Origin of the sequence: Streptomyces sp. URMC 124, assembly GCF_051386455.1 — a bacterium.
GTDB lineage: Bacteria > Actinomycetota > Actinomycetes > Streptomycetales > Streptomycetaceae > Streptomyces.
Window position 1 is genome coordinate 1 of the sequence record NZ_JBPQTS010000206.1, and the last position, 10316, is coordinate 10316.

The window sequence follows — 10316 nt, forward strand, 5'->3', positions numbered from 1 at the left end:
CTCCCGCGACCGGCGACCCGGTCGCGACGCTCGGCGAACTCGCCCTCCGCCTGGTGGGCATACCGTCCGAGAGCGGCTGCGAGGCGGCGATCGCCGACTTCGTGGAGGAGCGGCTGAGGAAGCCGGACCACCTGGAGGTGATCCGGCTGGGCAACTGCGTCGTGGCCCGCAGCGACCACGGCCGAGCCGGGCGCGTGCTGCTTGCCGGTCACCTGGACACCGTGCCGGCGACGGTGCCGCCCCAGCCCGCCGCGCTCGACGGCGACGAGGTGACCGGCCGGGGCGCCGTCGACATGAAGGGCGGCCTGGCGGTCATGCTCGCGCTCGCCGAGCACGCCGTCGCCGCGGCCCGGTACGACTGCACCCTGGTCTTCTACGACCGGGAGGAGTCCGGCAGCCACCTCAGCGGCATGCACCGCCTCGCCCGCGACCACGCGGAGCTGCTCCGGGCCGACGCGGCGGTCCTCCTGGAGCCGACCGGAGGCTGGGTGGAGCCCGGCTGCCAGGGGAGCCTCCGCGTCCGGGCGTCCTTCGCCGGACGCGCCGCGCACACCGCCCGCCCCTGGCAGGGCCTGAACGCGGTGGAGCGGGCCCTGCCGGCCCTCGCCCGGTGCGCGGGCCACCGGCCGGAGGCGGTCACCCTGGACGGCCTGCGCTATCCGCAGGCGCTGCAGGTCGTCGGGGTCGAGGCGGGCGGCGACAGCAACGTGGTTCCCGACCGGTGCGTGGTGCACGTCAACACCCGGTACGCCCCGAACCGCAGCCGGGAGGAGGTCCTCGCCGAGCTCGGCGCACTCCTCGGCCCGGAGGCCGGGGAGCTCGTGGTCACGCTGGACTCGCCCGCGGCTCACCCGTCCCTGGAGCACCCGGTGCTGCACCGGCTGAGCACCCTGGCCGACGGCAAGGTGCGTCCGAAGCTCGGCTGGACCGACGTCGGGCGCCTCGCACAGCTCGGCATCCCCGCGGCCAACTACGGCCCCGGCGACCCCGAACTGGCCCACGGGCCCGCCGAACGCGTCAGCCGCCGGGAACTGTCCGAGGCCTACGACCTACTGAAACAGGTGCTCTCCGCATGACGGCGCCCACACTCGCCCAGCTCGGTCTCCACCCCGTCCACCACGCCGCCCAGGTCCGGGTGACCGACGTGACCCTGCGCGACGGCGGCTACCTCAACGGCCACACCTGGACGGAGTCGCAGGCGCACGCCGTCGTCCGCGCCGTCGCCGCCGCCGGAGTCCCCCGCATCGAGGTCGGCTATGCGGGAAGTGCCGCCCGGGACGGCGGTTTCCCCTCGCCGGAACTGCTCGGCGCGCTCGTCGAGGCGGCCTCGCCGGCCACCGTCCTGATGATGGTGAAGCCCTTTTCCACAGCGCCGGACTGGGACGCCCTGGCCGCCTGCGGCGTGGGCGCGGTACGCATCCCGGTCCCCGCGGCCCGCGTCGGTGAGACGGCGGGCCTGCTGGCGGGGGCCCGGGAGGCGGGGCTGGAGACGGTCGTCAACCTGACCCGTGTCAGCTCCCAGCCCCTCGAACGGACGGTGGCCGCCGCCGTCCGCGCCGCAGGGCTGGGTGCGGACGCGCTGTACGTCGCCGACTCCAACGGCAGCCTCACGCCGTACGCCGTGCGGGAGCTCATGCGTGCCCTGCACGCGTCCGTGCCGGTGCCCCTCGGCTTCCACGCGCACGACAACCTGCGACTCGCCTTCGCCAACACCCTGGCCGCGCTGGCGGCGGGCGCCGTCCACGTGGACGCCTCCTTCGCCGGGATCGGCAAGGGCGGCGGGAACCTCGTCCTGGAACTGCTCCTCGGCGCCCTGCGCTCGGTCGGCCGCGACGACCTCGCGGCCCGGCCCCTGGCCCCTCTCGCGCACGTCCTGGGCGCGGAGATGGCCGTGAAGCGCAGCCAGGAGCCGGGCGCCTGGGCCGCGGGCCTGCTCGATCTGGACATCGAACGTGCCACGCACCTGTTCGACCGGCCGCTCGACGAGGTTCTGGCGTTCGTCGAGACCCCGGGGGCGGCGCACCCGTCGCCCGCCGGCACCTCTCCCATCCCCTCCACTCCTCCCATCCCCTTCACCCCTCCCCCCGTATCGGAGTTGACATGACCGGCTTCGTCGACGAACTCGACCTGATGATCCGCGAGCGGCGGAAGATGACCAGCCCGCTCTACCGGACGATCCTCGCGGGCCAGGCCTCCCAGCGGCTGCTCGCCGGGTTCGTGCGCCACCGCTGGCCCATCAAGAACATGTGGACCCGCAACATCCTGGGCATCGCCAGTGGCGTCGAGGACTACCGGCTGCGCGCCTCCCTCGTGGAGAACGTGTACGAGGAGGAGACGGGCGCTCTCAGCCGCAGCAAGCGCCACCTGGAGACGTTCGCCGACTTCGGCACCGCCGTGGGCGTGGACCGGGCCTCGCTGACCACGGACGACCCCCGGCCCGAGACCAGGGCCGTGATCGACCACAACGTCTCGGTCTGCAACTCCTCGGAGGTGCACTTCACCGCCGGCGTCGCCTCCGTGCTGCTGCTCATGGAGGGCCAGCCCCCCATCGTCAACGAGCAGGGCGGCAGCATGCTCGCGGTGATGCGCGACGTCTACCGTCTGCCGCCCGCCGGGCTGGAGTTCTTCGTGCACCACGCCTCCGCCGAGCAGGGCGCGGACGGAGTGAGCGAGCTGGAGGACGAGCACGCCGAGGCGGCCCGGGAACTGCTGCGCCGCTACTGCACGACCCCGGAACTGCGCGAAGCGGCCCGCGACGCACTGGCTCGGGCGCTCGAACTGCGCCACCGCCACTTCGACATGATCCTCGCCACGTCGTACGACCCCTCCGAGCCGCCCTTCCGATACGAGGCGGACGTCCTCCATGACGCCGCCTGACGCACCGGACCGCACCCCGCCCGCGGACACGGTGTTCCACGCCGGACGCCTGGTCCCCGCCCACGAGGCCTCCCTGCGGGTGGACAGCATGGCCCTCCGCTACGGGCTGTCCGTCTTCGAGGGCGTCCGGATCTACCGTCTCGCGGGCGGCGGCATCCGGCCCTGGCTGCTCCCTCAGCACCTCGACCGCCTGCGCGCGTCCCTCTCCGCCATGCGGCTTCCCGACCCGGGCGTCGGCGAGGTGCCCGGCGTCATCGCGGAGCTCGCCGCCCGCAACGGCATCACGGACGACGCTTACTGCCGGATCAGCGTCAGCGCCGACGGCCCGGGGCTGATCGGCGACGAGGTCCGGCCGGTGCTGAGCGTCACCGTGCGCCCCATGGGCCGCAAGCGCTGGCTGGCCGGCCCCGACGGCATGCGGCTGAGCGTGAGCCGGTGGCAGCGGCCGTCCGGCGCCGTCCTGCCCACGCACGCCAAGAGCATCGCCCAGTACGCCGGTTCGCGCATCGCCCTGGCCGAGGCGAAGGCCGCCGGATACGACGGGTGCCTGCTGACCACGCCCGAGGGCAACGTGGCCGAGGCGCCGACCGCCACCCTGTGCGCGGTGCACGCCGGGGAGCTCACCACGCCGCCGCTCACCGACGGCGTCCTGCCCGGGGTGACCCGGGCCTGGGTTCTCGCCGCGTGCCGGGACCTGGGGATTCCGGCGAGGCCGCTCAGCACGGGCGTGGCGCGGCTGCGGGCGGCGGACGAGGTGTTCCTGTGCGGCACCGGCCTGGAGTTCGCCCCGGTGCGCGCGCTCGACTCGGTGACCGTGCCGGACTGGGAGCGCCGTCCGGTCATGTCCCGGCTGGCCGAGAAGTACTTCGCCGAGGCCCGGGGAGAGTCCCCGGCCACCGATGTGGTCTGGAGCTCCGTTGATTGACTGGATCCGGACGGGCACGGCGACCGCGGAGCTGGCGAGGGACCCGCAGCGCGCACTGGCCGTCACCGCCGAGGAGGTGGCGGCCTCGCCGCCCCTGCGCAACCGGCACTTCGCCCTCTCCCCGAGCGCCCTCTTCCTGAGGAGGTCCCCCGCCCAGGCGCACGCCGCCCGGGCCGAGGCCTACGTCGCCCTGCTGGACAAGATGCTCACTCTGTACCGGTCGGACCCGGAGGTACGGGCGTTCTTCGGGCTCTCCGCCGCCGCGGAACGTCTGATACGCGCAGGTGACGAAAGCCTGGACCGGGTCACGGTCGCGCGGATCGACGGATACCTCGACCTGGCGACCGGCCGGCTGCGCGTCCTGGAGAACAACGCGGACGCCCCGGCCGGGGCCGTCTTCACCCCCCGGATCAACACCGCGGTGGCCGCCGTCCACCGCAGGCTGGGCCTGGACGGGGGCACCGACGACGCGTACCCCTTCCGGGACGACCGCGGCTTCGCCGAGCTCCTCCTGGACCAGGCCCGGCGCCACGGGACGCCCGCCGCGGCCCCCCGCATCGCGGTGCTGCAGCCACGGGAGGCCGCGGGCGTCGAATCGACCGAGCTCGTCGCGCAGTTGCGCGCCCTGGGAGCCACCGCGTTCCTGGCCGATCCCCGCGACCTGGAGGTGACGGGCCCGCACGTCTGCTTCGCCGGCCGCCCGGCCGACCTGTGCTGGAACAAGGTGAACACGGTGCTGTGGCAGCGCCTCGTCGAGTCGTCGCCCGCCCTCGTCGACGGCTGGTGCCGGGCGCTGGCCTCCGGGCGGTTCCTGCACCTGAACTCCATGGGGTCCCGGTACGTGGCGGAGAACAAGCTGGCCCTCGCCCTGGTGCAGGACCCCCGCTTCGCGGACCGCTTCGACGCCGCGGAGCACGCCCTGGTGGCCGGGCTCCTGCCGTGGTCGCGCAGCCTGCGCATCGGTGCGGGTGCGGGTGCCGGTGCCGGCCTGCCGGACGAGGCGGAGATCCTCGCCCGCGCCCCGGAGTTCGTCCTCAAGGAGCCCTACGACATCCGGGGGGACGGGGTCCTCGTGGGCCGCTCGACCCGGGGAGACGTGTGGGCCGAGGCCGTCGCGCGGGGCGGGCGGGAGGGGTTCCTGCTGCAGGAGTACGTGCCGCCGGCCGGCTGCCCCGTCCTGTGCGAGGACGGCACGACGGTGCCCATGGCCGTGAGCCTGGACTCGTTCGTCTGGGCGGGGCGCTTCACGGGATTCGGCTCCAAGGCTTCGACCGCGGACCGGGTGAACGTGTTTCAGGGCGGACGGAAGGTGTCGGTACGAGTGTCGGGAGACCTGCGATGAACGGTGCCGTGAACGGTGCTGGGCGCATGGCCGTGAACGGTGCGGGGAGCACCGCGGGGAGCACTGCTGGGAGTACTGCCGGTCGTACTGCCGGGGGCGTTGCCGTGACCACATCCGCCGCTGCGGTGCCGGAGGGCCTCGCGGCCGCCGACACCGCAGCGGTCAGCGACGCGCTGGACATGCTGCGGCTCGACGGCTGCCTGCCGGGTCTGCACCACCTGTCGGGTCGCGGATTCGTGGCCGGGCCGGCCTTCACGCTCCGCTACGAGCCCGTCGGCGAGGGCGAGCCCGGCCCCGCCGGCGACTTCCTCGACGACGTGCCTCCGGGGGCCGTCGTCGTCATCGCCGACTCAGGCCGGACCGGGGCCACGGTCTGGGGCGACGTCCTGAGCCGCATCGCCCGCCACCGCGGGGTGGCCGGCACCGTGATCGACGGAGTGTGCCGGGACATCGGCGGCTCCCGGGCGGTGGAGTACCCGGTGTGGGCCCGCGGCGTCTTCACCCGCTCCGGGAAGAACCGCGTACGGCTGCGCGAGGTGGGCTCCACCGTCGAGGTGTGCGGCGTCAAGGTGGCTCCCGGAGACCTGGTCTGCGCGGACGAGTCCGGCGTGGTCGTGGTGGACCGGGAGCGCGCGGCGCAGGTCGCGGACCTGGTGGCGGACATCAGGGACCGCGAGGAACGGATCGTCGCGGCGGCCCTGGCCGGCCGCCCGCTGGCCGCCGCCCGCAGGGAGTTCGGGTACCACGAGCTGGCCCGGCCCGTGGAGAGGTCCGGCGGCGGAGCCCGTACGGGGGCCGCGGCCACCGCGGAACATCCGCCGCCGGCACAGAGCAAGCCGTAACAGGGGAGAGTCCATGCTCATTCATGATCTTGTCGTGCACCCGCGCCGCGTGCCGCTGCGCGTCCCGTACACGTCGGTGGTGCGCGGGACCGTCCACGAGGCGCGGGTCACCCTGGTCGAGCTCGTCCACGGGGACGGGCGGTCCGCGTGGGGCGAGGCCGTGTCCATGCCGGCGGTGACCGGTGAAACGCCCGAGAGCGCGGCGGCCCTGCTCTCCGGGCCGCTGCGCGAGGCCGTGGTCGGCCGACGGGTCGAGGACCTGGGGGAGAACTGCACCCGTGTCGACCGCTGCATCGCGGGGAACGGCGGGGCGAAGGCCGCGGTGGAGATCGCCTTACACGACGCCTTCGCCCAGGAGCTGGGAACCCCCCTGTTCCGGTCGCTGGGCGGCTCGGACAGGAAGCTGGAGACCAGCATCACGGTGGGCCTCGGCACGCCCGAGGAAATGGCCCGGCGGGCGGACGAACTGGCCGGGGACGGCTTCACCGCCCTGAAGCTGAAGGTCGGTCACGCCGTCGAACTCGACGTCCGGCGCGTCGAGGCCGTCCGGCAGGCGGTGGGACCCGGCGTCCGGCTGCGCCTGGACGCCAACCAGGGCTGGACCGCGAAGCTGGCCGTCCGGGCCGTCCGGCTGCTGGAGGACCGCGGGGCGGACATCGAACTCATCGAGCAGCCGGTGGCGGCCCGCGACCTCGGCGCGCTCCGCTTCGTCCGGGAGCGCGTCCTCACCCCGGTGGTCGCCGACGAGAGCGTGCTGACCGCACGGGACGCCCTGGAAGTCGTCCGGCACGAGGCCGCCGACGTGCTGAGCGTCAAGCTGCAGGAGAGCGGCGGCATCCGCAACGTGCTCCGCATCATCTCCATCGCCGAGGCGGCCGGCCTGGGCTGCATGGTGGGCTGCTCGCTGGAGACGGAGATCTCCGTGACCGCCGCCGCGAGCGTGGTGGCGGCGCGCCCCGCGGTCACGCACGTCGACCTGGACGCGCCCCTGTGGCTCGGCGCGTCCCCGGTGCGCGGCGGAGTCCGCTACGAGGGGCCGGTCCTGAACCTTCCGGCCGGACCGGGGCTGGGTGTGAATGGACTCCTGCCGCCCCCGGAAGGCTGACCCCGCCCCGGTACTCCGCCCTGCCGCTGAGGTACCCCGACCGACCGGAACGTCCTCCGACTACCCACGGGATCGTCCCCCAACTAGGAGAAACCCCATGGCACGACTCCTGATGCTCGGCGCGGGCATCGAGATCTACCGCAGGTACATCCTGGAAACCCTGCACGGACGCGGAGACGAGGTGGTGCTGATCGACACCGTGCCGCGTCCCTGGACCGAGCCCTTCGTCCGCGTGAGCCTCCAGGCCGACCTGCGGGACCGCGAGGAGGTCCGCGAGGCCGTCCTGCCGCTGCACCGGCAGTCCCCCTTCGACGGCGTGCTGACGTACGACGAGGCGCAGGTGGAGCTGACCGCGTACGTCGCGGCCCTGCTGGGGCTGCCGGGGCTGTCACCCGGGGCCGCGGCCCGGTGCCGGGACAAGCGGGCGATGCGGGACGCCTTCGAGGCCGCCGGCGTGCCGTCGGCCCGCAGCGTGCTCGTGCACGACCCCGACGGCGCCGCGGCGGCCGCCGCCGGCCTCGGCTACCCGGTGGTGGTCAAGCCCCGCAACCTCGGCGGCAGCATCGGCGTGGTCCGCGCCGACGACGAGTCCGCGCTGCGCGCCGTGTTCGAGGTAGCGGCGGGAGCCGGCTTCGCCCGCATCGACCCCGAGCCGGGGGTGCTGGTCGAGCAGTACCTCGACGGCCCGGAGTTCAGCGTGGAATCCGTCGTCCGGGACGGCGAGGTCCGCATCTGCGGGATCACCGACAAGGAGGTGGGGTTCGCGCCCTACTTCGAGGAGCTCGGGCACGTCTGCCGGGCCCCGGGAACACGCCCTCACGACCAGCAGCTCATCGACACGGTCATCGCCGCCCACCAGGCCCTCGGCATCACCGTCGGCGCCACTCACAGCGAACTCAGGATGACCGCGGACGGGCCGCGCATGATCGAGGTGGCGGCGCGGCTCGGCGGCGACCAGATCCCCTACGCGCACCGGCTGGCCACGGGCGTCGACATGGTCGCCCTCACCGTGGCCGCGCTGACCGGCGAAGACGCCGACCCCGAGCCGATCCGCGCCGGCGTCGCCGGCATCCGGATGCTGTACCCGCAGCACGACGGCGTGGTCCGCACGCTCCGGGCACCCGACCCGGCCGCCGGGGCTCGGCACGAGATGGCCTGGCACGTGGAAGAGGGCCGGGAGGTCCGCCTCCCTCCGCGCGGCTTCCTGAGCCGGCTGGGGCACGTCATCGCCACGGCGCCCGACGAGAAGGAACTGCACGCCCGCCTCGACGCGGCCGTCGCATCCCTCCACATCGAAATCGAGCCGACCCCCGCCCCCTCCTGACCCCACCGAAACCGAAAGCAAGCCCAAACGAAGCGAGCCCACACAACGACAAGGGCCCCGACCGTCAACGGTCAGGGCCCTCATCTGCCCTACTGGGCGAGTGCGGAGGATACGAGATTCGAACTCGTGAGGGGTTGCCCCCAACACGCTTTCCAAGCGTGCGCCCTAGGCCTCTAGGCGAATCCTCCGCGGCAAACAATACAAGACGCGGAGGGGTGCTCGCGAACGCCTTCTCCCGAGGTGGGTCCGGGGGTGGGTCCGGAGGCGGGGAGCGGGTACGGGCACTGCCCGGGATCCGCTAGGCTGGGGGCAAGCCCCTCACGTGGCGCTATCTCACCGAACTCCCCCAGGGCCGGAAGGCAGCAAGGGTAAGTGGGCTCTGGCGGGTGCGTGGGGGGCCCTTGTGTTTCCGGGGAAGGTTCCGGGCGCGGGGCCCGGGGCGCTCGCCCTGTGGCTGCGGGGGTCCGGGGATGTGATCGAGACCACTTGTCAGTGCGGCCCGATATCGTCGTACGTGTGTCGTCCCTCGCGCTCTACCGCCGTTACCGCCCCGAGTCCTTCGCCGAGGTCATCGGGCAGGAGCATGTCACCACCCCGTTGCAGCAGGCGCTGCGGAACAACAGGGTCAATCACGCGTATCTGTTCAGCGGACCACGCGGCTGCGGCAAGACGACGAGCGCGCGCATCCTCGCCCGCTGTCTGAACTGCGAGCAGGGGCCGACGCCCACTCCCTGCGGGGAGTGCCAGTCGTGCCAGGACCTCGCGCGCAACGGACGCGGTTCGATCGACGTGATCGAGATCGACGCCGCCTCCCACGGTGGTGTGGACGACGCCCGTGAGCTGCGGGAGAAGGCCTTCTTCGGGCCCGCCTCCAGCCGCTACAAGATCTACATCATCGACGAGGCCCACATGGTCACCTCGGCGGGCTTCAACGCCCTGCTGAAGGTGGTCGAGGAGCCGCCGGAGCACCTCAAGTTCATCTTCGCGACCACGGAGCCCGAGAAGGTCATCGGCACCATCCGGTCGCGTACGCACCACTACCCCTTCCGTCTCGTCCCGCCCGGCACCCTGCGTGACTACCTGGGCGAGGTCTGCGAGCAGGAGAAGATCCCCGTCGAGGACGGCGTGCTGCCGCTCGTCGTGCGCGCGGGTGCCGGTTCCGTGCGTGACTCGATGTCCGTGATGGACCAGCTCCTCGCCGGTGCCGCCGAGGACGGTGTGACGTATGCCATGGCCACGTCCCTCCTGGGCTACACGGACGGCTCGCTGCTCGACGCCGTCGTCGACGCCTTCGCGGCGAACGACGGGGCGGCGGCCTTCGAGGTCGTCGACCGGGTCATCGAGGGCGGCAACGACCCCCGCCGCTTCGTCGCCGACCTCCTGGAGCGCCTGCGCGACCTCGTGATCCTCGCCGCCGTGCCGGATGCGGTCGAGAAGGGCCTCATCGACGCGCCCGCCGACCTCGTGGAGCGCATGCAGGCCCAGGCCGGCGTCTTCGGCCCGGGCGAGCTCAGCCGCGCCGCCGACCTGGTCAACGAGGGTCTGACCGAAATGCGCGGGGCGACCTCGCCGCGGCTGCAGCTGGAGCTGATCTGCGCGCGCGTGCTGCTGCCCGCCGCGTACGACGACGAGCGGTCCGTACGGGCCCGGCTCGAGAAGCTCGAGCGGGGTGCGGCCGCGCTCGTGACGGCTCCCATGGTTCCCGCGGCGGGCTATGCGCCGGGCCCCGGCGCACACGCACACGCCCCTGACCAGGCGTACGGGCAGCCCGCGCCCGTCCCCGGGCTGTCGGGTCCGGCCGCCGCCCGCGCGGCGGTCTCCGGGGCTCCTGCACCCGCTGCAGCCCCCGCCCCGGCAGCACCGGTTGCCCCGGCTGCCCAGCCGGCTCCGGTGGCCCAGCC

General features: G+C 73.6%; 9 protein-coding genes, 1 tRNA gene and 1 other RNA gene. 10 read left to right on the forward strand and 1 reads right to left on the reverse strand.

Features of this window, described 5'->3' with window-relative positions:
- The 8 genes from dapE to ACSNOG_RS29810 all read left to right on the forward strand — a co-directional run.
- On the forward strand, nt 1-1076 hold a 1076-nt coding region (gene dapE, locus ACSNOG_RS29775), incomplete at its 5' end, for a succinyl-diaminopimelate desuccinylase (RefSeq protein WP_436755810.1).
- A complete protein-coding gene (locus tag ACSNOG_RS29780; RefSeq protein ID WP_436755811.1) occupies nt 1073-2104 on the forward strand; it encodes a hypothetical protein in 1032 nt (343 codons plus the stop codon). The genes dapE and ACSNOG_RS29780, both read left to right, overlap by 4 nt.
- Nucleotides 2101-2877 carry a TenA family transcriptional regulator gene (locus ACSNOG_RS29785; RefSeq protein WP_436755812.1) on the forward strand — a complete coding sequence of 259 codons (777 nt, stop codon included), beginning with the start codon at nt 2101-2103 and terminating at the stop codon, nt 2875-2877. The genes ACSNOG_RS29780 and ACSNOG_RS29785 overlap by 4 nt, the downstream gene beginning before the upstream one ends.
- Nucleotides 2864-3802 carry an aminotransferase class IV gene (locus tag ACSNOG_RS29790; RefSeq protein ID WP_436755813.1) on the forward strand — a complete coding sequence of 313 codons (939 nt, stop codon included), beginning with the start codon at nt 2864-2866 and terminating at the stop codon, nt 3800-3802. The genes ACSNOG_RS29785 and ACSNOG_RS29790 overlap by 14 nt, the downstream gene beginning before the upstream one ends.
- Nucleotides 3795-5144, forward strand: coding sequence for a hypothetical protein (locus ACSNOG_RS29795; RefSeq protein WP_436755814.1), 1350 nt, complete (start codon nt 3795-3797; stop codon nt 5142-5144). The genes ACSNOG_RS29790 and ACSNOG_RS29795 overlap by 8 nt, the downstream gene beginning before the upstream one ends.
- A 104-nt stretch (nt 5145-5248) precedes the next feature.
- Nucleotides 5249-5986: an RraA family protein gene (locus ACSNOG_RS29800; RefSeq protein WP_436755815.1), complete on the forward strand. Its 738-nt coding sequence runs from the start codon at nt 5249-5251 to the stop codon at nt 5984-5986.
- A 13-nt stretch (nt 5987-5999) separates the two neighbouring features.
- Nucleotides 6000-7091, forward strand: coding sequence for a dipeptide epimerase (locus ACSNOG_RS29805; RefSeq protein ID WP_436755816.1), 1092 nt, complete (start codon nt 6000-6002; stop codon nt 7089-7091).
- 97 nt (nt 7092-7188) lie between these two features.
- Nucleotides 7189-8415: an ATP-grasp domain-containing protein gene (locus ACSNOG_RS29810; RefSeq protein ID WP_436755817.1), complete on the forward strand. Its 1227-nt coding sequence runs from the start codon at nt 7189-7191 to the stop codon at nt 8413-8415.
- A gap of 103 nt (nt 8416-8518) precedes the next feature.
- On the opposite strand, the gene ACSNOG_RS29815 is transcribed toward ACSNOG_RS29810, so the two are convergent.
- Nucleotides 8519-8603: transfer RNA gene (locus ACSNOG_RS29815), tRNA-Ser, on the reverse strand.
- A 122-nt stretch (nt 8604-8725) separates the two neighbouring features.
- On the opposite strand from ACSNOG_RS29815, the gene ffs reads away from it, so the two are divergent.
- Together ffs and ACSNOG_RS29825 are read left to right on the forward strand one after the other, a co-directional pair.
- Nucleotides 8726-8820, forward strand: an RNA gene (gene ffs, locus ACSNOG_RS29820) — signal recognition particle sRNA small type.
- 111 nt (nt 8821-8931) lie between these two features.
- Nucleotides 8932-10316, forward strand: a 1385-nt coding sequence (locus ACSNOG_RS29825) for a DNA polymerase III subunit gamma and tau (protein WP_436755818.1), incomplete at its 3' end; no start/stop codon positions are given.